At 38.2% G+C, this 23,465-nt stretch carries 29 protein-coding genes, 1 pseudogene and 1 riboswitch; of the genes and pseudogenes, 16 read left to right on the forward strand and 14 right to left on the reverse strand.

The genetic code is table 11. The features are described 5' to 3' along the window. Window positions 1-263: 263 nt before the first annotated feature. The 7 genes from ABDZ91_RS06695 to ABDZ91_RS06725 form a co-directional block, all read right to left on the reverse strand. A complete protein-coding gene (locus ABDZ91_RS06695; RefSeq protein ID WP_343797466.1) occupies window positions 264-662 on the reverse strand; it encodes a VOC family protein in 399 nt (132 codons plus the stop codon). Between the two features lie 64 nt (window positions 663-726). After that, window positions 727-1,434, reverse strand: coding sequence for a sigma factor (locus ABDZ91_RS06700; protein WP_343797468.1), 708 nt, complete (start codon window positions 1,432-1,434; stop codon window positions 727-729). A gap of 23 nt (window positions 1,435-1,457) precedes the next feature. Beyond that, a complete protein-coding gene (locus ABDZ91_RS06705; protein ID WP_343797470.1) occupies window positions 1,458-1,982 on the reverse strand; it encodes a GNAT family N-acetyltransferase in 525 nt (174 codons plus the stop codon). A gap of 52 nt (window positions 1,983-2,034) precedes the next feature. Continuing rightward, a complete protein-coding gene (locus ABDZ91_RS06710) occupies window positions 2,035-2,388 on the reverse strand; it encodes a VOC family protein (protein ID WP_343797472.1) in 354 nt (117 codons plus the stop codon). A gap of 60 nt (window positions 2,389-2,448) precedes the next feature. Continuing rightward, complete coding sequence (locus ABDZ91_RS06715) at window positions 2,449-2,805, reverse strand: VOC family protein (RefSeq protein WP_343797474.1); 357 nt, start codon at window positions 2,803-2,805, stop codon at window positions 2,449-2,451. An 18-nt stretch (window positions 2,806-2,823) separates the two neighbouring features. Beyond that, window positions 2,824-3,738 (reverse strand): DUF899 family protein, encoded by a 915-nt coding sequence (locus ABDZ91_RS06720; RefSeq protein WP_343797476.1) that lies wholly within the window; start codon window positions 3,736-3,738, stop codon window positions 2,824-2,826. Window positions 3,739-3,816: 78 nt separating this feature from the next. Beyond that, window positions 3,817-4,581 (reverse strand): helix-turn-helix domain-containing protein, encoded by a 765-nt coding sequence (locus tag ABDZ91_RS06725; RefSeq protein WP_343797478.1) that lies wholly within the window; start codon window positions 4,579-4,581, stop codon window positions 3,817-3,819. 146 nt (window positions 4,582-4,727) lie between these two features. On the opposite strand from ABDZ91_RS06725, the gene ABDZ91_RS06730 reads away from it, so the two are divergent. The 9 genes from ABDZ91_RS06730 (at window position 4,728) to ABDZ91_RS06770 (ending at window position 12,737) form a co-directional block, all read left to right on the forward strand. Then, window positions 4,728-6,518, forward strand: coding sequence for a S9 family peptidase (locus ABDZ91_RS06730; protein ID WP_343797480.1), 1,791 nt, complete (start codon window positions 4,728-4,730; stop codon window positions 6,516-6,518). A 134-nt stretch (window positions 6,519-6,652) separates the two neighbouring features. Continuing rightward, window positions 6,653-7,201, forward strand: coding sequence for a PadR family transcriptional regulator (locus ABDZ91_RS06735; protein WP_343797482.1), 549 nt, complete (start codon window positions 6,653-6,655; stop codon window positions 7,199-7,201). A 13-nt stretch (window positions 7,202-7,214) separates the two neighbouring features. Continuing rightward, window positions 7,215-7,685: a DUF4188 domain-containing protein gene (locus tag ABDZ91_RS06740; protein WP_343797484.1), complete on the forward strand. Its 471-nt coding sequence runs from the start codon at window positions 7,215-7,217 to the stop codon at window positions 7,683-7,685. 45 nt (window positions 7,686-7,730) lie between these two features. Further along, window positions 7,731-8,783 carry a DmpA family aminopeptidase gene (locus tag ABDZ91_RS06745; protein WP_343797487.1) on the forward strand — a complete coding sequence of 351 codons (1,053 nt, stop codon included), beginning with the start codon at window positions 7,731-7,733 and terminating at the stop codon, window positions 8,781-8,783. A gap of 366 nt (window positions 8,784-9,149) precedes the next feature. Then, window positions 9,150-9,752: a TetR/AcrR family transcriptional regulator gene (locus ABDZ91_RS06750; RefSeq protein ID WP_343797489.1), complete on the forward strand. Its 603-nt coding sequence runs from the start codon at window positions 9,150-9,152 to the stop codon at window positions 9,750-9,752. 82 nt (window positions 9,753-9,834) lie between these two features. Continuing rightward, the gene (locus ABDZ91_RS06755) at window positions 9,835-9,951 is read left to right on the forward strand and encodes a YjcZ family sporulation protein (protein WP_425541798.1); all 117 of its coding nucleotides are present in this window, start codon (window positions 9,835-9,837) and stop codon (window positions 9,949-9,951) included. A gap of 187 nt (window positions 9,952-10,138) precedes the next feature. Beyond that, window positions 10,139-11,050 (forward strand): carbon-nitrogen hydrolase family protein, encoded by a 912-nt coding sequence (locus ABDZ91_RS06760; protein ID WP_343797491.1) that lies wholly within the window; start codon window positions 10,139-10,141, stop codon window positions 11,048-11,050. A gap of 13 nt (window positions 11,051-11,063) precedes the next feature. After that, entirely contained in the window at window positions 11,064-11,735 is a 672-nt protein-coding gene (locus ABDZ91_RS06765) for a GNAT family N-acetyltransferase (RefSeq protein ID WP_343797492.1), read from the forward strand. Window positions 11,736-11,891: 156 nt separating this feature from the next. Then, window positions 11,892-12,737 (forward strand): alpha/beta fold hydrolase, encoded by an 846-nt coding sequence (locus ABDZ91_RS06770; RefSeq protein ID WP_343797495.1) that lies wholly within the window; start codon window positions 11,892-11,894, stop codon window positions 12,735-12,737. A 21-nt stretch (window positions 12,738-12,758) separates the two neighbouring features. Here ABDZ91_RS06770 and ABDZ91_RS06775 read toward each other — a convergent pair whose 3' ends face one another. From ABDZ91_RS06775 to ABDZ91_RS06800, 6 genes and pseudogenes are all read right to left on the reverse strand, one after another. Then, a complete protein-coding gene (locus ABDZ91_RS06775; RefSeq protein ID WP_343797497.1) occupies window positions 12,759-13,526 on the reverse strand; it encodes a TraR/DksA C4-type zinc finger protein in 768 nt (255 codons plus the stop codon). 169 nt (window positions 13,527-13,695) lie between these two features. Continuing rightward, window positions 13,696-14,742 (reverse strand): annotated as a pseudogene (locus ABDZ91_RS06780) (iron-containing alcohol dehydrogenase family protein); the annotation flags it as partial. Window positions 14,743-14,761: 19 nt separating this feature from the next. Beyond that, window positions 14,762-15,577 carry a MetQ/NlpA family ABC transporter substrate-binding protein gene (locus tag ABDZ91_RS06785; protein ID WP_343797499.1) on the reverse strand — a complete coding sequence of 272 codons (816 nt, stop codon included), beginning with the start codon at window positions 15,575-15,577 and terminating at the stop codon, window positions 14,762-14,764. A 47-nt stretch (window positions 15,578-15,624) separates the two neighbouring features. Next, window positions 15,625-16,293 carry a methionine ABC transporter permease gene (locus ABDZ91_RS06790; RefSeq protein ID WP_343797501.1) on the reverse strand — a complete coding sequence of 223 codons (669 nt, stop codon included), beginning with the start codon at window positions 16,291-16,293 and terminating at the stop codon, window positions 15,625-15,627. After that, entirely contained in the window at window positions 16,280-17,296 is a 1,017-nt protein-coding gene (locus ABDZ91_RS06795) for a methionine ABC transporter ATP-binding protein (protein WP_343797502.1), read from the reverse strand. Before ABDZ91_RS06795 ends, ABDZ91_RS06790 begins: the two co-directional genes overlap by 14 nt. A gap of 75 nt (window positions 17,297-17,371) precedes the next feature. Next, window positions 17,372-17,477: riboswitch (SAM riboswitch) on the reverse strand. Between the two features lie 155 nt (window positions 17,478-17,632). Beyond that, window positions 17,633-18,127, reverse strand: coding sequence for an SRPBCC family protein (locus ABDZ91_RS06800; RefSeq protein ID WP_343797504.1), 495 nt, complete (start codon window positions 18,125-18,127; stop codon window positions 17,633-17,635). 157 nt (window positions 18,128-18,284) lie between these two features. On the opposite strand from ABDZ91_RS06800, the gene ABDZ91_RS06805 reads away from it, so the two are divergent. The 3 genes from ABDZ91_RS06805 to ABDZ91_RS06815 all read left to right on the forward strand — a co-directional run bounded on the left by ABDZ91_RS06805 (window position 18,285) and on the right by ABDZ91_RS06815 (window position 20,254). After that, the gene (locus ABDZ91_RS06805; protein WP_343797506.1) at window positions 18,285-18,464 is read left to right on the forward strand and encodes a small acid-soluble spore protein H; all 180 of its coding nucleotides are present in this window, start codon (window positions 18,285-18,287) and stop codon (window positions 18,462-18,464) included. 157 nt (window positions 18,465-18,621) lie between these two features. Beyond that, on the forward strand, window positions 18,622-19,443 hold the full coding sequence (locus ABDZ91_RS06810) for a VOC family protein (protein WP_343797508.1): 822 nt from the start codon (window positions 18,622-18,624) through the stop codon (window positions 19,441-19,443). A 37-nt stretch (window positions 19,444-19,480) separates the two neighbouring features. Next, the gene (locus ABDZ91_RS06815) at window positions 19,481-20,254 is read left to right on the forward strand and encodes a MerR family transcriptional regulator (RefSeq protein ID WP_343797510.1); all 774 of its coding nucleotides are present in this window, start codon (window positions 19,481-19,483) and stop codon (window positions 20,252-20,254) included. 44 nt (window positions 20,255-20,298) lie between these two features. Here the strand turns inward: ABDZ91_RS06815 and ABDZ91_RS06820 are convergent, their stop codons facing one another. After that, on the reverse strand, window positions 20,299-20,799 hold the full coding sequence (locus tag ABDZ91_RS06820) for a metallophosphoesterase family protein (protein ID WP_343797512.1): 501 nt from the start codon (window positions 20,797-20,799) through the stop codon (window positions 20,299-20,301). 244 nt (window positions 20,800-21,043) lie between these two features. Here ABDZ91_RS06820 and ABDZ91_RS06825 point away from each other — a divergent pair, with 244 nt between their 5' ends. The 4 genes from ABDZ91_RS06825 to ABDZ91_RS06840 all read left to right on the forward strand — a co-directional run bounded on the left by ABDZ91_RS06825 (window position 21,044) and on the right by ABDZ91_RS06840 (window position 23,446). Then, window positions 21,044-21,274, forward strand: coding sequence for a hypothetical protein (locus ABDZ91_RS06825; protein ID WP_343797514.1), 231 nt, complete (start codon window positions 21,044-21,046; stop codon window positions 21,272-21,274). Window positions 21,275-21,389: 115 nt separating this feature from the next. After that, window positions 21,390-22,052 carry a hypothetical protein gene (locus ABDZ91_RS06830; protein ID WP_343797516.1) on the forward strand — a complete coding sequence of 221 codons (663 nt, stop codon included), beginning with the start codon at window positions 21,390-21,392 and terminating at the stop codon, window positions 22,050-22,052. Window positions 22,053-22,177: 125 nt separating this feature from the next. Further along, complete coding sequence (locus tag ABDZ91_RS06835) at window positions 22,178-23,191, forward strand: histidine kinase dimerization/phospho-acceptor domain-containing protein (RefSeq protein WP_343797518.1); 1,014 nt, start codon at window positions 22,178-22,180, stop codon at window positions 23,189-23,191. A gap of 21 nt (window positions 23,192-23,212) precedes the next feature. After that, entirely contained in the window at window positions 23,213-23,446 is a 234-nt protein-coding gene (locus tag ABDZ91_RS06840; RefSeq protein ID WP_343797520.1) for an ATP-binding protein, read from the forward strand. Window positions 23,447-23,465: the final 19 nt, after the last annotated feature.

Consider the following 23,465-nt stretch of genomic DNA (forward strand, 5'->3'; position numbering starts at 1 on the left):
AATAGAGGGAACGCAAAGGTAGGAAACGCGCCCTGATGAAGAGTCAAACGTTAATAGAGGGAACGCAACCACCGGAAACGATCCCTGATGAGCAGCAGAACGTTAATGGAGGGAACGCAAAGGTGGAAACGCGCCCTGGTGAGTAGCCAAACGTGAATAGAGGGAACGCAACCTGCCAACCCACCAACCCGCAACCCCAGCATAATAACGCAAACAAAAAGCCGTACCTTTCACAAAGGTACGGCTACATATTATGAAGCATACTATTCGTTTTCAGAAGGCCAGCCTCCCCAAAGGCTCGCTGCATGACCATCAAGATCGTAGAAAGTAAAGCTGTAACCACCTTCTTCTTTGTACACCATATCTCCGGTATTGACCCCTTTATTCTGAAGCTCCTCATACACCTCATGAATATTTTCAACTTGGAATTGGACGATAGGCTGGACTTTATTGTATGTATCGATAAATTCTAGTGTGGGAATTTCCTCACATTGAATCAAACCAAATCCAGCATTCCCTAAGTTCAGCCATGCTTCCTGGTCTCCAGGTTGAAAAGGGAAGGTTAGAGAAACCCCCAATACCTTTTGGTACCAAGCCACTGATTTTTCTACATTACTAACGGGCCATTGGATGACAGCCAACCCTTTTGTTTTAATAGACATAATTTCCACTCCTTAGATTAAGTTTCATATAGTTAAACGAAAAGTAAAAGTAAAAAGAAATGGGTTAAAAAAATATTTCTGTAGAAAATTTTATTAAATGGCCATCTGGATCTCGAAAAGTAAAATAGTAAACACCTTGTGACTGTTTTATATCTTTGATTCCAACACCATTTTTTAAGAGAGTTAAATAGGCATCACACATCGTCTCTGGGTTTCCAGTACGAAATCCCTCTAACAAGGCTTTAAATAAAGCTGGCGTTACAGTGGGGGATTGGGTATATGCAATGGGTCTAACTGTTTCTTTTGTTTTTAATTCTTTTAATCTATGTCTTGCTCTTTTCAATCCTTCTTTGACAGCACCTTCTGTACTATGAAGGAGGATAGCGGTCTCTTTGGCTTTGAAGCCAAATCCGTCTATTAACAGAACTAACATCATTTGTTTGGCTGTTAAATGCTGGGATAGATATTCAAATACTTCATAGGTTGTAAGATGAATATCCCATTTGCCTCTCCCAATTGCTTCCTCATAATCAATTGTAGGAGAATGTTTGTTGCTGCGGTAATCATCAATCCAAAGATGGGTAGCAATTCGTCTTAGATAAAACTTATTCATCTCTCTGTCTGGTTTCTGCTCCATCGATAAGTGTGCACGAATCATGGTTTCTTGAAATAAATCTTCAGCTTCCCATCTAGAACCATTGGCCAGATGATAACAATGCCTTTTCAAGTCGGCTTCTATTTCTACAAACTTCTCGATAAATTGATTTGCCATGCTAATTGTTATCCCTTCCTAACCTACAACATAACCTCATACTTACTATGCTGTCCGTATATGTTTGCGATATCTTTCAATTTATATCTCCTTTGGTAAAAATCATTGAGACCTTTGTTGCTAGCTAAACAATCAAAGCGAATGGCCTTATTTCCTTTTTCAGCACAAAAACGCTCCGACCATTCCAATAATTTTGTACCCAAGCCTACTCCAGCATAATTCCTATGAACAACAAGCCTATGTAAGTAAATAACACCCTCTTCGTTTGCCTCATCACCCCAAATATCACGGTCCCATTCATTAGGTGAGGTTTCGAGTGTCACAGAGGCAACAGGAATGTTGTCTTTCATTAAAATATAGGTGTTATGGATGGAATCAAAAATTTCCGGAGTATTCTCTTCCAGGTTGGTTAAATAGTACTCCCATTGGGTTGTGTTTTTGGATTGGAGCCATTCTGCAGCGTTCACAACTAAATCTAATACTATTTGTAAGTCATCTTCCTTTGCAAGCTTTATGTGGAAGACCTCGTCGTTATTATGAATCTCCATGTTAGCAACTCCCTTACATTAATCTTCTTTCAACAATTCGATAAACGATTTATTAGTCCTTCTCTAAATATTCGAAGAACCCTAACTGATTTCCCCACGGATCTGAAAAGGTTGCCCATTTAACTGGAACGCCTTCTCTTGAATAAATCTCAAATGGTTCAATACCGAGTTCATTTATTAGTCTGCTACGCTCCATTTCTATATTGTTAACCCCAACTCTTAAAGGTCCACAGCCGGATGAAGGGTCGCCTTCTGCTACCTGTAACCAACTTCCTTTTACTAGCTCCCATTCTGCAAAGCCTTCATGCGGAATAAAATCTGGTTTTCTTTTTAGTAACGTTTGATACCAGTTAAGACCTTCTTTAATATTACTGACTCTAAATTGAATCGTCATTTCTTTAAACACATTGAACACCGCCCTGTAAAAAGTAAAAGGATACCAGGCGATCTGGTACCCTAGCAATTTTTAGTTTGAAAACTCGAGAAGCTCAATTTGATTTCCGGTTGGGTCCTCGATGACTGTATATCTTCCTGGAGGACATGGTCTTGGTTCATCAAAAAGGATTTTCACGCCTTTTGAACGCAAAACCTCAATATCTTGATCTAAGTTAGACGAAACAAACCCAGGCAACACATTTTGCTTCGGTTGGAGCTCAACATCTGGGGCTTCTTCAAGAACAATCGGAATCTCTTTATGATTTAAACTTACAATACAATCTCCATAATGCTTGTTTACTTCAAAACCTAGCACCTCTGTATAAAATTGAATAGATTCTTTAATATTTGCTACTTTTACTGTTAATACACACATTTCATTTAACATTTTACTAGGCCTCCTAAACTATTTTGTTCCCTCAAATAGGTGGAACTGTAGACCGTAGGGGTCCTTATACATCATACTTTTCTCGCTAAAAACTTTAGTGACTACACATCCAGCCTTTTCTAATGTTTCTTTAACTTCAGCAAAATTTTTAACGGAATACTCAAAGAATACTTGTCCAGCTTTTTCATGGCTTGGTTGGTTTTCTACATAAATATTTAGACCACCTAAAGTTAACTTTTTCTCATTGATCATTTCTTCACTGACTGACATTCCGATCACATTCTGATAAAAATCCAATGCTTTGTCGTAATCCTTTACTTGCACAGCTATATTGTTTGTCAAACGGAAGGGTGCTCGCTCATTTAATTCTTTTGAAGGGCGATAGTCACTATATCCGGATGGTAATAAATCAAACATTGGCCATACAGCACAAAAATCATCTCCCGGACCAAAGAAGGAGGTTGCTCCTTGATACATCATCCCGTTTTCATCTTTTCGGATAACAGAAACACCGGGCATATATTGTTTACCTTTTGCAAAGCCCATATCTTCTTTAAAGGTAGTGTTTGCAGAAGAAACAACTGGGAAAGTCCAATGTCTTTCTGCTGTAAAATCAGCTAAAACAGTTGGAGCATCTGGTGACTCCAATACGAAAGCAGCTTTTCTAGCAATGTGATGATAGATTCCAGAAAAGCCATCAGCCCAAACGGTGCAATAGGCACAAGCCTTTCCCATATTATGAACAATCAAAAGTTCATCTTTATCTCCAAATAGTTCAGAAAGCTGAACCGGCTGATTGCTAGGAGTTATGAATGAATAATCACTGACTTGTTTTTCAGGTAGTGATTTACGTAGCTCAGCCAATTGCTTCTTCTTTTCATGAATATTCGCTTCGAGTTCTTCAATTTGCTTTGATATAACAGTTTGTGGCATCCCTTTACATCCTTTCATAAGTGCTAAACTCAGTATAAAAAAGTGAGTCGTTAAAAATTTCTCCTAGATTGCTAATCTCTATTTTCGATCTTTTTCAAACAGTAATAAAGGAAGGTTAATCAAGATTGGTGGATCGTATGGCAAGGGCTCTCGTAATTCAACTTTCACATCTAATATGGAGTCCATTTTCACTGAAATCTGGTCTGATTTTCCCCGGATTGATTGCTCCGATAAGAAATAATGCTTTGGATTCATTCCCCAACGTAGTCCAGCAGCCAACACAAAATACTCACCAGGTGGAATATCTGTGAACACACAATAACGTGTAGTATGGCTGATAGCGGTTCCGACTATAGGACGCTGGTCAGGAATAGGGCGGGGGAATAAACCTACAAAAAGGATTCCTTTAAAATAATCTGGAGTTTTAATATGACAAGTCATTAAAGGAGGCTTCTTATAGCCTTGTACCCCAGAGTTGGTCTTCTTTTCCTGGTAAAGCTCAAGATGTGTTACATATGTATCTTGTTCCTTCCTAAATTTCTTAGGGGAAATTCCTACAAACTGTTTAAAGCGGGAAGAGAAGGAACCGATACTTCGAAATCCAATAGATAGGAGTGTCTTTAAATGCGTCGAGGAAGAATGTAGCAGGAGCTGCTTGCTTGATTCGATGCGAATGGCAGAAAGAAAGTGTCTAGGGGGGACTCCTGTGATTTCTTTAAAAATCCGGATAAAATGATAGGTACTATAACCAACATAGTTTGCTAGTTCTTCAGTCGTAATCTCTTCTTCAATGTGTTCCTTCATATATTCAATTGCTTTCTCAACCATCTTCGTCTGTTCCATGTTGATTCCTCCAAATTTTCCCTGACCAGAATATATTCGATAGATGTGATAAAAATCCTTTTTTTGAACCCGATTCAGAAGGACCAACTTCCTTCGCAAAATATGATAGAATTATAGTAATTTTTAAAAAAAGGAAGTGTCAGATCATGGTTCAATTTCCGAAGCCAGATGTAGAACAGTTTTTTCGAACTCTTTTAGTTCAAGATTTCGTAGTAAGACCAGATGAAAAACAGATTGTATTAAGTACAAATTTAAACGGTCACTATAACCTATGGGCAATGGATTTACCTAATCAATTTCCATATCCATTAACATTTAAAAACCAAAGTTCACAAGCACTTCATTATGCAAAATCAGGGGAGTTTATGGTAGTTGGTTTTGATCAGGATGGCGATGAGAATACGCAATTATACGCGCTTCAACCTCACGGGGGTGAGTTAGTTCCTCTACGGGTCCAAGAAAAAGAACGTCATTTCTTTGCGAACCTCTCAAAAGATGGAAAACGTTTATACTACACGGGGACCAAAGAGAATCCTAGATTTTTAAATACATATATTTATAACCTAGAAACAGGTGAAGAAGAAAAGATTTTGGAAGGAAAAGAGGCACCTTCTTTCTTAGCCGCTGTAAGTCCTGAAGAAAAAAGTTTTGTTTTTATTAAGAGTTTCGGTAATACTTACTCTTTGGCATATGCTCATGCAGATGGTGAAGATCTGTTGCTTACACCCGTTACGAAAGATCAACATACAACATCAAATCCAGTGTATGTGTCAGAAAATGAAATTTACTTCCTAACAGATTATGATGCGGACCTTTCTTACTTAGCAAAGTTTGATCTTCAAACTAAGGAGTTTACAAAGGTTCTTGAGGTGGAGGAAGAAGATTTTTCTACCATTAAATATAACAAAAATCAAAATGTATTGTATCTAGTGGGATCTTATGGAGTCGAAGACCGTTTTTATCAGTATGACCTTTCAAATGGTGAGCTAAAGCAGCTAACAACACCGTCAAGTGTCATTGCCAAAGTTGTCGTGATGGAAAGTGGAAACCTATATGCACTTGGTCGTGATGCTACTCGACCATTCAATATTTTCAAATCGACAGACCAAGGTGCTACATGGGAAGAATTAACGCATTATCGAGTTCCAGGAGTAGCAGACGAGGAGTTAGTTGAACCAGAAGTATTAAAATACCCATCGTTTGACGGTCTTGAAATTGAAGCTCTTTTCTTTAGAGCAAAAGAAGATAACTCCAATGGACATGTGATTTTATGGCCACATGGTGGACCTCAATCACTAGAAAGAAAATGGTTCCGTGCTCGTTTTCAGTTCTTAATTAACAGAGGATTTTCTATCTTTGCTCCAAACTTCAGAGGGTCTTCTAACTATGGACTTAAGTTCATGAAGATGGTTGAAGGAGATTGGGGACATGGGCCTCGACTAGATAATGTTGAGGGACTAGAGTGGTTAATTAAAAATGGCTATGCAGACAGAGACAAAATCCTTCTTATGGGTGGAAGTTACGGTGGTTACATGGCACTGCTTTTACACGGTCGCCACGCAGAGTACTTCAAGGCAGTGGTCGATATTTTCGGAGTAAGTAACCTCTTCTCCTTTTACGAGTCTGTTCCTGAATTCTGGAAGCCGTTTATGAATCAATGGGTAGGAGACCCTGTTAAAGATAAAGAAAAACTGACAGAGTATTCGCCGATTACACACTTAGATGGAATGGTGAAACCAATGCTTGTTATTCAAGGAGCGAATGATCCTCGTGTTGTAAAAGAGGAGTCAGACCAAATCGTGGATGCTCTACGTGAAAAGGGTCGTGATGTAGAGTACTTAGTACTTGAAGATGAAGGGCACGGCTTTACGAAGAAAGAAAATGAAATTAAAGTAGACCGCAAAATATTAGAGTTTTTTGATCGGTTTGTAGACTAATGAGTGAGTCAAGATGCTTTTTGCTTAATTGCAGAAAGCATCTTTTTTTGTCAGAGGAAAAAGTTGACATACGAAATATCGTAGTTTATTATGTATCTAAATGATATATATCAAAAAGATATAGGAGAAGAAAAATGGCAAAAGAAAACTATACAAAATATGTGTTACTAGGTTTAATTACGACCAATTGTCGAAGTGGTTATGCTATTAAGCAAATAATTGACAACAGCATCTCCCACTTTTGGAAAATTAGCTATGGTCAAATATACCCCAATTTGAAGAAGCTTGTAGATGATGGTTTAGCGGTCGTGGAGGATACGAGTCAGGAAGGAAAGCCGGATAAAAAAGAATATTTTATTACAGATGCAGGTAGGGAAGAACTTCAAAGGTGGCTTCAACAACCAATAGAGGAGATCCCCACAGTTAAAAATGAACTGTTGTTAAAGTTATATTTCAGTAGACATCAGCCCACTGAAATTGCAATAGAACAAGTGCGTTTTTATCAGGTTGAACTGGCAAGTCGTCTAAAAACGTATGAACAAATTGAAAGAGTGATTCAAAACACAGGTGAGGGTACAGAGGATGCGATGTACTGGCTTATTACACTGGATTATGGTTTGCGGACTACAAGAGCAATGGTCGAATGGTGCGAAGATACAATCAAGAAGTTAAGAGAAAAATAAGGGGGAAATTGATATGGGAAAAGAAATTCAAAACGGTCGGTTTATGGCAAAATCAGGGGAAGAAGTAGTGGTATTTGTAATTGGAATGAGAATTAATAAATGGTGGGCGATTCATAAATGGTGGCCTGTTTTTACAGCAATGCCTGCAATGTTGCGAGAACTGTACACTCATAAAGAATTAGGTTTTCTTTCTATGGAAACCACGATGAATTTCAGGACCATAATGCTGGTCCAATATTGGAAGTCATTTGAGGACTTACAAAAATACGCTAGAGGAGATTTACATCTCAAGGCTTGGAGGAATTTTTACCAAAAGTTAAGCCAGTCATCTGCCGTTGGTATCTATCATGAAACCTATCAGATTAAGCCTGGTAGCTATGAATGTATTTATGCAAACATGCCATCCTTTGGTCTATCGAAAGCGATTGGATCTGAGGCGATTACCCCTAAGTTTCAATCTGCTAATAAAAGGATGAATGGGTAAAACATGATACTATAATAGATAGATTGAAATAATGGAGGATCAGTTATGAAAGTAAGAGATAGGGGTATTGTGGTTGGTAGATTAAATCCTGGGAAGAAAAATTGTATAACGGATGTTTCTGGAGTTAAGGTGGGGCATGTGACATTAGATTATCCATTAACTGAGGACAAAACTGAGCATGCATGCACAGGGGTAACGGCCATCTTGCCTCATGGAGGAAATCTTTTTAAAGAAAAAGTAACGGCCGCAAGCTATGTACTAAATGGGTTTGGTAAAACAGCGGGTCTTGTTCAGGTGAACGAGTTAGGTGTCATTGAATCACCGATTATGCTAACGAATACCCTGGCAGTTCCTGCTGTTTCACATGGTACGATCCAACATATGCTCGAAGAAAACCCTGAAATTGGTGATACGACAGGAACCATAAATGTAGTCGTTGGAGAATGTAATGATAGCCATCTCAATTCGATTCGACTTTTACCGGTTCAACCAGAACATGCTAGGGAAGCGATTCAAAAAGCGACAACAGACCAAGCTCAAGAAGGAGCAGTGGGGGCTGGAAAAGGGATGGTGTGCTTTGGCTATAAAGGGGGAATTGGATCTTCCTCTCGTGTTGTAAAGGTAGATGAGAGTGGAGAAACTTTTACTGTGGGTAGCTTAGTCCTATCTAACTTTGGTAAAAAAGAAGAATTCCAAAAGGCCAAATATTGGGCATCTGAACAGGACGGCAGGAAAGCTTTAGACGAAACAGCTGATGGTTCCATCATGATTGTTTTGGCTACTGATGCACCAGTCAGTGACCGCCAATTGGGTAGATTAGCCAAAAGATGCGGGATTGGATTAGGAAGAACTGGAAGTCATTTTAGCCATGGAAGCGGAGATATTGTCATTGCTTTTTCAACAGCTAATAAAACGTCGCATTTCTCAAATGAATATATAGAGGCTAAAGCTCAACTTAGGGAAGATCACCCTATTATGAACTTGCTTTTTACGGCAGTTGCGGAGGCAACAGAGGAAGCAATTTTGAACTCTCTATCACAGGCTGAAACAACGAAAGGTAGAAAAGGGCACGTTGTTCATCAGTTTCCGTTTAACTAAAGGGGATCCGTGGCTGGGTCGGGAGCTCTTGGGTATGTCAGGGCATTTTGGCGGACTCAGGATCCGTTATTTAAATGAAAAGCCGGTTTTTAGGTGTTATGCGGACCCTGGTTCCGTTATTTAGCTGTTTGTGAGGGTTTTTGAGCCAACATTAGCCAAATAACGGAACCTCTGTCCGTGAAACACAAGAAATAGACCTATTTTTGGAAAATAGCGGAAACTGTGTCCGTTTGCCGACATAACAAGCAGAACCCCAAATGCGTCCAGCCCTAAACCTAATAATTGAATAGTTTAATTGGATAGTCTATAATATTCTAAAATACAAACTGTATAGTCAGTTTACTAATTGTAAAAGTAGGTGATCAGTTGGCTCCTAAGATTTCAAGTCAGGCTAAAGAAGAAAAGAAAATAGCCATTTTAAAAGCCGCATTAGAATGCTTTTCCCAGAAGGGATACCACGCCACTTCTGTGGATGATGTAGTGAACTACACAAATTTAAGCAAAGGGTCTATTTACAACTACTTTAGTAGTAAAGAAGAAATGTTTATCAGTTTAATTACCCGTCAAACTGAAGAAACGATGCATAAGCTTCAAAATGCTCTTCAGGAATTACAAAGTCCAACCGAAAAATTAAAGTATCTCGTTAACTTAGATATCCCTTTCAGAGAAAATAAAAGAAAAATGATGCGAGTCATGATTGAGTTTTGGACGTATTCTGCAGATAATGAGCAAACGAAGGATATTATGGTTAAACGGTTTCAAAAGGTCATCGATTTAACAAAGGGGATTTTTGAAGAAGGGAAAACGAAGGGGGAGTTTAGGAAAGACCTAGATGCCGAAGTGGCAGCCAGTATGTATTGGGGTCTTCACGATGGAATTTGGGTTCACTCTTTAGTATTAGATGATCCCAAATTAGTGGAAAGAAAGATTAAGGAGTTAGAAGAAACGATTATGAGGTATGTAAAATAAAAAAAATAAAGGCCAATATCATTAAATCAACGTTTGTCCAATAACCATCACCTAGAGACAAACATAGGATGTACTATCCTGTATAAAGGTGGTGTGCATATTGGGTAATAGTGGTAATGGAATGGGCTTTGTGCTCCTAGTCGTTCTTTTTATCCTTCTAATCATTGTAGGATCTTCCTACGGTAACGGTGGATACTAGGTCGATGCTAATGAATAAAGACAACAAGAAGGGTAGGCTTTCTACAGTCTACCTTTTTTGGTGTTCCAAAAAACAACAATTTCATAAAATATAAATTTGGAAGGTTATTAATCTTGATTTACTGACAAAAAAGATAAATAATCATCTTATTGATATTTTAGTACTATTGAAGAAAGAGGGGATTTCGATGAAGTTTCGAGTTTCCGCAGTTCAGTATGAATTAAAGACCATTCAGTCATTTGAAGAGTTTGCACAACAATCAGAGCACTATGTAAAAACAGCTCAAGAATTTGGAGCAGATTTTGTATTGTTTCCAGAGTTTTTTACAACTCAACTTATGTCCATTGGTGACCACAATGGAAATGCCCTAACGATAAATGAATTACCTGATTTTACTTCTCGATATTTAGAGTTATTCTCATCACTAGCGATCCAGACGAAGATGTATATTGTAGGTGGGACTCATGTAATCCGACGTGGTGAAAAATTGTATAATGTTGCCCATCTTTTTTATCCAGATGGACGTATTGGGGAGCAAGCAAAGCTGCATATAACACCTACTGAAGTCCATGAATGGAATATGGCTCCTGGTGAGGATTTCAAAATTTTTGAAACGGAAAAAGGAAAAATTGCGATTCTTACTTGTTATGATATTGAGTTTCCTGAAATCGTGCGTATGGCAAAAGCAAAAGGGGCTGACGTAATATTCTGTCCTTCTTGTACGGATGATCGACATGGCTTTTATCGTGTTCGATATACAAGTCATGCGAGAGCGGTGGAAAACCAGGTGTACGTGGTACTTACTGGAACAGTAGGCTCTCTTCCAACCGTTGATTTTATGAGAGCAAACTATGGGCAGGCAGCCATCATCTCTCCTAATGATATTCCCTTCCCACCTCGTGGAATATTGGCAGAAGGGGAAATCAACAATGACATGGTTATAACAGCTGATTTAGACTTAAGCCTTTTATATGAGGTAAGAGAAAGAGGCGCTGTTACTACATGGAGAGATCGACGAACAGATTTATATACGGATTGGGAAAAAGAAGAACTGATGAAAGAATCACAAAAAGAGGAATCCAACCTAATCGTTGAGTAGAGGAGAAAAAGGAATGGAATATACACGCATTACTTCAATTTCTGATCCACTATTTAAAAAGATGCACAATTTAATGAAAGAAATCTTCCCAAAAGAAGAAGTGTTAGAGTTTGATTTATGGAAGGAACCTTTAGAAGATCCAGGAATTCGTGTATTTGTTGCAGTTAATGAAGGTGACGTGGTAGGTGCAACAGAATACCGCTATTATCCGGACTGGAATATTGCCATGACCGACTTTACGATTATAGGGAAGCCTGGATTAGGGATTGGGCCTTTCCTAGCTCAACATCGGGAGAAGGATTTAAAGAATCTTGCTCAAGAAAATGGAAAAACCTTATACGGAATGTTTGCTGAAATCTATAATCCATATGTAGTAGAAAACCACGAGTTCGGTGGTGTAAAGCCGATGGACCCTTATGTCCGTCGTGAAGTTCTCTCTCACTTGGGTTATAAGAAGCTGAACTTTACTTATGTCCATCCATCTTGGAATAATGATGGGGAAGCTGTCATTGGTTTAGACCTTTGTTTTCTACCAACGAATCCACAGCAAACAGAATTGCAATCTACACTAATTGTACAGTTTTTACAAAGATACTATTCTGTTCTCTCCGAAAAACCAGAGGAATGGGTTCATATGATTCAAAGGTTAGAAGATTTAGAATCAGTAGAACTATTACCACTATAATTGGGGAAATTACACGAATATCGAAATTTTGTAATTTTTTCAAAAATATCGTATACTATAAGATAAGCATGTATTTTCCAAGAGCAGTGCTTTGTTTATAAAAAACGGAGCATTGCTTTTTGTATGTTTACTATTAAATAGAGTGGAGATTTATTTGTGAAAAAGCATACCGTTATGTGTCAAGATACTTCTATTGCAGTATTTGAATATAGTAGTCTAGGAAGTCCGATTATCCTCCTACATCCTAGTGGAATCTTTGCATCCTATGTTTGGGAAAAGGTTGCAAAGGAACTCAGTGTCCATTATAGAGTTTTGGCTGTTGATTTCCGGGGGCATGGTGAATCTGCTACGCCTAAATCAGGTTATCATTTAGAACAACTGGCTTTAGATATTGAGTCTGTTTTAGATTACTTTCATATTGAAAATGCACATATTGTTGGTAACTCTCTTGGAGGAGAAGTTGCTGTTGTGATGGCATCTACGATTGCTGATCGTGTTCAATCCATAACTTTAATAGATGGTGGAATCCTCTCTTATATGGGTCCAAGAGGAGAAGTTGAGGGAACAAAAGCAGAAATCGTTGACCGTTTTTTACATCGGAAGATTCTAGAGTTTGACTCGATTGAAGATACACATACATTCTGCATGGAACAATTTCCTAAGCATTGGGGACAATGGATACCGTCTTTTCCAATTCGTACTTTACCGAATGGAAAAGTAACATACATGCAGGATGGGCAAATAACAGCACAGATTATGGCATCCGTTTGTGATTTAGATTTGGATGGTTGTTTCAATAACATTGATTGCCCAGTACTGTTTTTACCTGCATCAAAAGAGCCCAAACTAGATATTAAGCTTGAAAATATTAGTCATTGGGAGAAAGCATTGCAAACTTCAAAATTGACTATTATACCGGATAGTGAGCATATAATGATGACTCCTACACATTCAAAAAAAATAGCAGAGGAAATTCATGTATTTCTTTCTCAAATAAGATAAAAGGAGGGGGTTCCCCTCCTTTTAGTGATTTTTATGGTCATCATCATCCACATATGGATCATGCTCATATGCCGGTAAATCCCCGAACGTCGTCATTATCCCTTCTTCATCCAATGCATCCTCGAATTTTTCATGCTGTTCATTTGGATATACCGTTATATTTTCTCCATTTATATCGTTCCCAATAAAATTTTCAAAGTCTTCCACATACCCTATGTTTTCTTCATATTCAACGTACGTGTCATCGTAATTTGTAGGAGGTATGAAGAAGTCAGATGGTGATTCCGAAGTCCCCCAAGATGCAACCTCTTGCCAAGAGTCCTCAGCATCAAACGCGACCGATTCATCCTGCTCATCTAAATCGAATTTTCCAAACGGTGGCATCAACACTTCTTCTTCAATGGGTCTATCGTGAGAAACAGTTTGGTCTAAACTATGCTCTTTACAAAAAAGGGTTGTAGGAATGGCCTCTAGTCTTTCTTTTGAAATTTCTTTACCACATTTTTTACATGTCCCATAGCTTCCGTCGTCTATCGCTTGTAGAGCCTTTTCGATAGACTCTAATTCATAATCAGAATGTTGACTTAAAGCTATGTCCTTCTCTCTTTCATATAACTCTGTTCCCTCGTCTCCGGGGTGATTGTCATAGCTAGATAATTCACCAACGGACTCGTGAGCATGTCCTCTTTCTAAATTGTAATGGTCATTATTATCTAATCGTTCTTCCAGTTCTTTTTTCATACCGGAAAGGGTTTGTTTAAATGATTGGAGTTGTTGAGATGTTAACATAAATACACTCCTCCCGTAAGTAACATCAATGATAGTCTTCTTCCAAATGGTTGTATTCATGAATGGTAAATGGTTGAAGTTACTATCTCCTATTTTGCGAAAAAAAATGTAATCTTGCATAACAAATATCCTTTTGAAAAAAATAAAAGAACCAGTTTGAACCTGGTTCTTAGACAGTAAGAGTTTGTTTATTTATATAAGCTTCCAAAGTAAGAAAAGCTTGATACATTTTTTGAGGAGTGAAAGTTCCTTTCATTAGATGAATGGATTCTGAAGGCTTTACAATTGCTTCTGCTATAGTATGAAGTGCTTCCTGATCATCTAAATGTAATCCCATATGTTCTAATCGGTACGGTAATTCAAGCTTCTCATATAATGGGAGCAACTTTTGGATTTCTCCTAAATTTTCTTCAAGTACAAGTTGAATGAGAACACCATAAGCAACTTTTTCACCATGTAACAAATGATGGGTTTCTTCACGGGTGGTTAAGCCGTTGTGTACAGCATGAGCACCAGAAATTCTTCCAAATTCATCCCCATAACCCCCAACCATCCCTCCTGCAACGATATTCGTTTCAATGACCTTTATGAGGGAAGGAGAAAGGGTGTTGGTTTTTAAATCTTGAACGGCTTGCACACTGTGTTCAAAGAAAGTATCTTTACAAAGTTTTGCTGCTTGATGGGCAATGGTGACCACGATAGGTGGGTCTATGAGGTCTCTAATCAACACATCAGCTTCATACCATTTAGCTAGAGTATCTGCAATCCCTGCAACTAAATACCGAGCAGGGGAACCAAGTAGCACCCGTGGTTCGACTAAAACACACAAACTACTTCTTGGGAAGACAGAGTAATGAGTAAACGATCCACTCTCGTCATAAAAGACACTAAGGGGAGTCCAAGCAGCACAAGTGGATGCCAATGTAGGGATGAGTACGACATCTAACCCTGTTTCATATCCCACTGCTTTTGCTATGTCTAGGATCTTTCCACCCCCGACACCAACGATGACATTGGATTTGGCATTTAAAACGATGTTGGATAATCTCAGTACTTCCTCTTTTGTACACGCCCCTCTGTAGGGTGCAAATGTTAGGGGTAGATTAGGAGTAGCTTTAGGAAAGTAAGGTGCGATTGCTTCCCATGACTTTTCTCCATGAATGACGAATCCACTAGAAAGGCCATTTTGCTCAAGTAATGAACCTAACTTATGTAAAACTCCAACTTGAGTTTTCTTAGCGGTTTAGCATCCATTCTGGTTTACCAAACCCTTGGAATTCTTCATCAATCGTTGCTTCGAAGTCTGCGGACTCAACAGCTTCTTTAATGTCTTTTACAAAATCAGCGTCTAAGTCCTCTGTATTAACAACCACTCGGTTTCTGTATTGGTCTGGCATAGTTTCAAGCACTAACGCGTCTAAAAGGTTCATTTTTGCGGCTAATGCAAAGTTACCAGGCACAGCAGATAAATCTACACTATCAACAGCACGTGGGAGCTGTGCTGCCTCAATTGGTTCGAATTTTAAATTTTTAACATTTTCTTCTACATCTTTTTCAGATACAGTAAGTGGGTCAGTCTCAGCATTCAAGGTGACTAGACCGGCATCCTCTAAAATGAGAAAAGCACGAGCTGCATTCGTTGGATCATTCGGGATGGCGATGGAAGCACCATCTTCAATGGTTTCTAATGAATCAAATTTTTTAGAGTAGATTCCCATTGGAGCTGTTGGAACTACAATTACTTCAGAAAGGTCTAATTTGTGTTCTTTTGCAAAGCTCTCCATATAGATTTTATGTTGGAAAAGGTTTGCGTCAATATCCCCATTTGCTAATGCTTTATTTGGCTGAATATAATCGGCGAATTCTACTACTTCTACTGTATAACCTTTTTCTTCTAAAACAGGTTTAATGGCTTTTGTCACCATATCACTATATGGGCCAGAAGTGGCTCCAAAGGTAATATTTTTACTATCACCAGCTGTTTCATTACTACCACAAGCTGCTAATAGTAAAGTGGAAATTAAAACAATAAGTGCTGCAATTTTCTTCATGGTTGTTTCCCCCAAAATGTTTTTTTATATGTAAAAGATAGATTTTTCTACCTTTTATCAACAACTTTAGAAAAGCGATCACCTAAGAACTGAATGAACTGCACTAAACAGATGAGAACAATGACTGTAGTAAACATAACGGTGTTATCGTAACGATAATAGCCAAAGCGGATGGCAAGATCACCAACACCACCACCGCCAACTATTCCAGCCATTGCTGAGTATGCAATTAAACTGATTATGGTTAGTGTAATACCCTGGATAATTCCAGGTTTGGCTTCTGACACGAGGACGTCTTTTATAATCATCCAAGGAGAAGCTCCTGCTGCCACAGTAGCTTCAATGATTCCTTTATCAATCTCCCGTAGCGACTGTTCCACGAGTCTAGCAAAAAAAGGAATCGCTGCAACCGAAAGTGAAACAGAGGCCGCGGTTGGTCCTATTGTGGTACCAGCTATTAAATTTGCTAATGGTAGCAATGCAATTAGCAAAATAATAAATGGGATGGACCGTATCATATTTACGATAAAACCAAGTGTACTTTTTAAAGGTCCGTTTTCTAAAAAGAGCCCTTTATCAGAAACGAATAGTAATATTCCAATCGGCAATCCAACAATTAACGCGACGACCATTGCGATGCCCACCATGTAAATAGTCTCAAAAAAGGCTACGTTTAACTCGGGCAGGATTTCAATAATAGAATCAAGCAGCGTCATCGTAAATCACCTCCAAATTTTCAGTTCTTAGTTTGATATACTCTATGGCTTTCGTGATTTCTCCAGGTTCTCCTAACAGCTCCATTATAAAAATGCCGAGTGGAGTATTTTGGATGTATTCTATCTTTCCATGAAGGATGTTTCCTTTTACTTTGAAACGCTGGAAAAGGTCTGAGACGACTGTTTCTTCAGCAATGGTACCCTTGAATTGAATTTTAATAATCTTTCCACGGCGTTCCTTGAGTAAGTAATCTGGAAGTTCGAACTGTAAGACACTGTTTATAAAATCTCGTGTAAGTGGCTGTACCGGATTTGAAAAGACATCATAAACGGGTCCTTCCTCAATGATTTTTCCATTCTGCATAATCGCCATTCGGTCACAAATATCTTTTACAACTTCCATCTCATGAGTAATAAGGACAATCGTTAATCCGAGTTCCTTATTGATCTTCTTTAGGAGTGATAAAATGGATTTCGTTGTTTTCGGGTCTAAAGCTGATGTGGCTTCATCACACAAAAGAACAGATGGATTGTTAGCTAAAGCTCTAGCTATACCAACGCGTTGTTTTTGCCCACCACTTAATTGAGCAGGGAAAACATCTCGTTTATCTGAAAGTCCTACCATTTCAAGTAATACTTTGACCCGTTCATCGATTTCTGCTTTAGATTTGTGTGCAGCCTTAAGGGCAAAAGCGATGTTTTCAAAGACTGTTTTAGATTGAATGAGATGAAAGTGTTGAAAAATCATACCGATTTTAAGTCTGGCTTTTCTTAATTCCTTTGGATGTAACGTAGTTAAAGATAGATCATCAACGATGACCTCCCCCGAGTTGGGTTTTTCAAGTAGGTTTAAGCACCTTAACAAAGAACTTTTTCCTGCCCCGCTATACCCAACTATTCCAAAGATTTCCCCGCGTTTTATTTGTAGTGAAACATTATCAACGCCAACGACTTGTTGTTTTTTGGTCTCGTAAATTTTAACCAAGTTTTTAATTTCAATCATGTGAATCCCCCCTGAAGCTTGAATAAATACAAAAAAGCCTCTTTCATCTGAAAGAGGCATCGCAAATATGTATACGACTTATCTTTCAGAATGAAATCCATTCTGCAGGAAGTGGCACCGTTCCATAATGGAGGTTGCCGGACGTCATAGGGCCTGATCCCTCAGTCACTCTTGATAAGTTAAGATTTAATTATGAAATTTTCGAAAGATTTTTGATAAAAGCAATATTAAACCGGTCACTTCATAAAGTCAATCCCATTTTTTTAACATGAAAAGAATAGATAACGCTTACATGCAAGGGAGAGTAATATATTTTTAATTTCAAAAAAAATTTAATTACACATACTCCATCACCATTTCAGCGTATGTTTGATGCCACTCGTCCCAAAGGCTCCAGGGAAAGTCGGTTTCATCTCCATTCAGAAAATGGGAAAGCATTTTAAGATGGACCTGCCAGCCGGCTAGCATTGTTGGCATTTGAGTGATATCTTCAAAGGTTTGAGTTAGTACGAACATACTCCCTTCATGGTTTGAATGAATTTCCCAACGAACCGTTGATTGTTCCAAACCATCAGTGTCCCAAAGAAATTCAATCAAATGGGGTGCTTGTACTTTTTTTATTTCTCCGGCCATAACATTACCATCTGTTTTAGTGAAAGTTAATGTGAATGGTCCGCCAGGTTTTAGTTCAGTTTCAGCTTCTGCGAGCCATTTAGATAGATTCACTGGTGATGTAATAGCTTCCCAAACTTTTTCAACGGATGTAGGGAAAAGTCTTTTAAATGTGGCTGTGTATATATTGGCTTTTTTCTGGATCGTTGCGACTTCCACTGAAGTAGCCTCCTTTGTGTTTCTGTTCTTCGTTCATCTTACTAATTGAGGGTGTGTGTGTAAAGGAGCTCAGGGGGTTAAAAGTAAAGTGCTTACAATGAAATGTGAAGATTTGGGAATACTACTATTATCCATAAATCTGTGAAGGAGGGTTACTGTGAACAGACAACGCGCACAACAAATCGTAGAGTCACCAGATATGAAACATGTTTCATTCAATGGTACTCGAGTATATATCCAACATGTGGATGAAGAGAGTGAAACCGCCAGAATTTATCCCCTAGATGACCCAAGTCAAGAAAAAACAGTAAGCCTGAACGAGCTGCACGAAGAGTAAAAGGGACACAAAAAAACTACCGAAAGGGGTAGTTTTTTTGTGTTCATTCGACGAATTTCTGCCGGAACTGTCATTTGTTAAAAAAACGTTTGACATTAAAGTAGGTTTAACCTTTAGGATAGAGTATGAAAAGAATGGAAAAAGGAGAGGAAAACGTATGATGTTTAGATGGGATGGCGGATTTATTATGGTCTCGTGGGATGGATTTGAAGAGGGAATTGAATGGTATACAAAGCATTTTGGTTGGGAATGTCTAGATAAGATCATCACTCCAGTCGGAAAGAAAGCATTTTTGAAAATGCCTAAGGTTGGGGTCGTTACACTTAAGTCATTTGATGCTGATTATGAGCATTTCTATTCTGGTGGAGAGGAAGGTCATATGAGACTTTGCTTTGAGGTTGGTAATCTTGACACCACTTTACAGTACTTTACAGAAAATGAAATTATAACGAGTGACCCTGTAACTCTACCGAATGGCAGAAAAACGTTTGATATTTTTTGCTTTGAAAACGCTAGAGTAACCGTTGTAGAAAATCCAGAAAATGATGGTATGTTTTTAAATGCTAGAGTAGTAGGTTTTGGTGAGGTGAATTCCAGAATTGGGGTAACCGATATAGAAAAATCTTCAATGTGGTATGAAGAGGTCCTAGGTTTTAAAATTGAAGTAGTAAACTTAGAAAAGGGATATGCTCTAGTACAGACGGAGGATGCTTATGATAGAAATGTGTTGAAGCAAGCGTTTATGGATAATATTTACCTAGAAAAAATAGAATCCCAAAACTATATGGAAGGCAATCCATCGGTTCGCACTTACTTTGATATTAGACCAGAAGAATTTTTTGAAGCCTATAATCACTTAGTTAAAAAAGGTGCCAAACCTTCTCAAATAGCTGGAGATCCAATGAAAGGCTGGGGAGGGTTTCACTTCTTTGATCCAGATGGAAACCGGATTAACGTTTGGTCTTATCAAATGATGTAAACTGGAGGTAAACACTTGAAACGGGGTAGGAACTACTATGAACTATACAATTCAAGCATTCTCTGCTAAAACAGGTCTACCAGCTAGTACGCTTAGGTTCTACGATCAAAAACAAGTGTTAAACCCGCAAAGGTTAGACAATGGATATAGAGTGTACTCTGATGATCAAATAAAGGATGCCCTTATGATTCACTCTCTGCGCCAAGCTGAAATAAAAATTGAACACATTAAGGAGTTTTTGAAAGCTTCAGACGAGGAAAGGTCCGAGCTAATTAGTAAATGGACGGGTGCTATAGAATCTAGATTAGCTTCCCTACAAGTAGCAAAAAAATACTTAGGTCAATTTGGACCTACAGAAAATCAGATTCATTTAACTCGGTGGGAAGAGCCAACAACTCTTATCTGGTTTAAGCACACGGTACATAGAGAAGCCAACCCTTTTCAAGCAGCTATGGTACGAGATAAAGAGTTGCTGGAGAAATGGGGTATAAAGACTTCACCAGGTATTTTTGTTCGAACTACTTCCAGCAAAGGAAATGAACTGTCAGGTGAGGTCGGTTTTTGTATAAACCAAGACCGTCCTAGCAACCACAAATTAAAAGAGTATGCTAGTTATATAGAAACACTTGAACCAACCCTTTTTGCAACGATGGAATGCTCTACACAAGACGAGTTTTTATGTTTTCAATATATTCAAATGCTAAGAAAGTATGGGTTTGAACCCTCTGGTGATAAATTTGAAAGATATGACAGAATTGATAAGGCTGAGAACCAGACCTTTACATATTTTATTGCGTTATTAAAAGTTTGAAAGAGCATTCACAAGACTGTGAATGCTCTTTTGGTTGAAGACATTTAATTTTTATCATTGTAAAAAATATGGTTGATAGTGACCTCATTCTCAATCGTTAATATCCCATATGAATAACGTGGCTGAAATCGCTTGTCTGTAGGAGAACCAGGATTAAACAGAATCGTATTCCCGATTTTTTCATGATATGGGATATGGGAGTGTCCGAAAAGAACAATATCCACATGAGTAGAGGTAAAGGCATCCATCGCACGTTCTGGAGTTGTTTTCTTTTTCCCCAGATGACCATGGGTCACACCAATTTTCTTACCGAGGATAGTTAATAACAGCTGGCTTTGAAATGATTCCTTTATCTCCGAAGGATCTACATTACCGTATACGCCTTTTACCGGAGCGATACTTGATAATTGATGATAAACATCCAGAGTTGTCCAGTCCCCTGCATGAATAATTAAATCCACCCCATTTAAACCCGCCAGTAAATGACTGGGTAACTGTTTAGCTTGCTTTGGCATATGAGTATCTGAAATCACTCCAATTTTCATTGTAATCCTCCATCCATATGTCTATAACGCTATATATTTCCATATTCAATCGCAGTTGAAATACACTGTCAAGCTAATGGAAGCAGCTGTATAAGATGCTACAATTACCGTGTGGTAGTAGGCACGGGTGAAGCAAAATATCAAAAAATTAGGCATTTAGAACCATATTTAGGAAATCGAAGGATTTTACTTACAATTTTGTGGAAATATGTCGATAAAAAAGAAAAACGGTAGGGGGCAAGTAATGTTTGATTTAAACGAGGTAATCTCTGGACCCGTAGATGGAATCATTCTTGCCATTGCAACACTTTTTCTCGGTGCGTTTCTAGTCATTATTTTTGTTAATTTTATTTATAAAGTCACCAAATGGGAAGTGTTTCAAAGTAAGGATTTCTTTAGTTTACTCGGGATTGGATACCTGGCATTATGGAGTTATATTATGTTTTTTATGGGTGTTGTAGAAATCTTTATATAACGCTTATATTTGCATCCCGACGAGGGGTGCTTTTTTTATTTTTTTGGAAGTTGTAACTTCTGGAAATTACCTTTCGTCAAATGATTCGAACACAATAACATAGGGGGTCACAATTATGAAGATAAAGAGAATGATAACTGCAGGTATCTTAAGCTCTACCTTATTAGTCGGCTGTGGGACTGTAAATGAAGGAACAAATGGTTCCGGTTCTGCTCCTGAATCAGAGGAGTTAGAAGAGAGTGTAGATCAAAAACAACCTTCAGATACAGATGTAAATGATAGTGAAGATGTGAATAAGGAAGAAGAAAACGATATGGTCATTCGACTCTTTGAACAACTGCTATCATTTGAAAAAGACGGTCAACAAGTTGAAGAAACAGGATTCTTGAAAACAAGCACCAATCAAAACTTCTCTTTATATGTTCTAGAAGATTGGACGTTAGATAGTGAAGAACCAGGTTCAGATGTACTCCTAAAAGGAGACGACTTCGTTCGAATTAGATTGCTAGATAAAGCGGATAAGGATGCTGATTTCTCAGCATATGTCGAAGAGCAAGCAAAAGCGGTTTCCTCGGAGTATTTCCATAATGAAACCATTGGTCTAGAGGGTATTGTAGATAGTTCAGTTTGGTATAAATCCTATACGGAGGATGTCTCAGTGAGCAACATTTGGATTAGAGGGGACGTTCCGATGCTAGTTACCATTCATATTGAAAGGGAAGAGACAGATTTACCTGCCATTTTGGCGATGCTTAATACAATCGCTTACGCCGAATAATAAAACACCATTACCGATAGTTTCTAATGAAACTATCTTTTTTTAGGTCTTTTATCCTAATAGGAGGAAAACCATTACATTTGTCGTATATTTGAGTTATCTGTAACTATTTGGGGGAAATTGCGATGCTCGCTGAACAACTAATCCTACATGTCTTAATAGTATTAACACCTTTTCTTATTTATAGTGTCTTTTATGAAAATAAGAAAATCGGAAGAATGAATATTTTGCTAGGGATACTTAATGGATTAGCTGCAACATTTGTTATGTTTTTCCCCATTTATAGCCATGGATTATATTTCGATCTCCGCTACGTTCCACTTATCATTGCAACCCTTTACGGAGGACCTCTCTCTGGGGGGATTGTTTTAATCATGATTCTGTTAAAGAGAACACTAATGGGTGGCGATGCACTCATTTTCGGCTATATAGGAGCAATCCTCGGCATTTTACTTCCACTACTTCTCTATAAAACTTTTTTAAAGTGTCCTCCAAGAATGAGAGTTGGCATCGCCATTTTAGTGGGGGTTTGGCCCACTGTTTTTAACCTATTGATATCTTATTATAATGTCGGACGTACTTTAGAGGGACCTGCTTTTATTGATAGAATACAAGATTTGTTGATACTTGGAGCAATCCAAACAATCGCTATTGGTTTTGTAGCTATTTTGACTGAAATAATCTTCGAAAGAAATGAAATTCGGGATAAAATCCAGAGAACTGAAAAGCTAAATACGTTAGGAGAATTGGCAGCATCAATCGCTCATGAAGTCAGAAATCCATTAACGGTTGTAAAAGGATTTTTACAATTGATGAAGCAAGAAGAAGTGGGGAAAAAACAGGAATATTTTACCCTAGTCCTAACCGAATTAGGGCGAGCGGAGCAAATCATCAACGACTATCTGAATTTTGCTAAGCCCAAACTAGAAAACATCGAAATACTGAAGCTTAACACCATTATAGATGACGTATGGCATCTCCTTGAGCCGATGGCAGTAAAGGAAGGAATACAGTTAGAATATGATAATGAGCATCCTTTCTATCTAAAAACGGACCGGAATCAATTGAAACAGGCATTAGTGAATATCATTAAAAATGCAATTGAAGCTACTCCAGATGGTGGGAAAATATCGATATAGCTTGAAGGAAATACAGAGCATGTGAAAATAGTTATACAGGACAATGGTAAGGGAATGAGTAAGGAGCAATTGGATCGAATAGGTACTCTCTTCTATACCACAAAAGAAAAAGGAACAGGGTTGGGAACGATGGTGTCGATTCGGTTAATAGAAGCTATGAAGGGGAAAATTGTTTATACAAGTGAGGAAGGGAAAGGGACGCAGGTAGTCATTACTTTGCCCTTGGTAGAAGTGGAAAATCAGCATGCTGAGTAGGGGGAACTGTAATGGTTCC

Origin of the sequence: Bacillus carboniphilus (assembly GCF_039522365.1) — a bacterium.
GTDB classification, from domain to species: Bacteria; Bacillota; Bacilli; order Bacillales; family JC228; genus Bacillus_BF; species Bacillus_BF carboniphilus.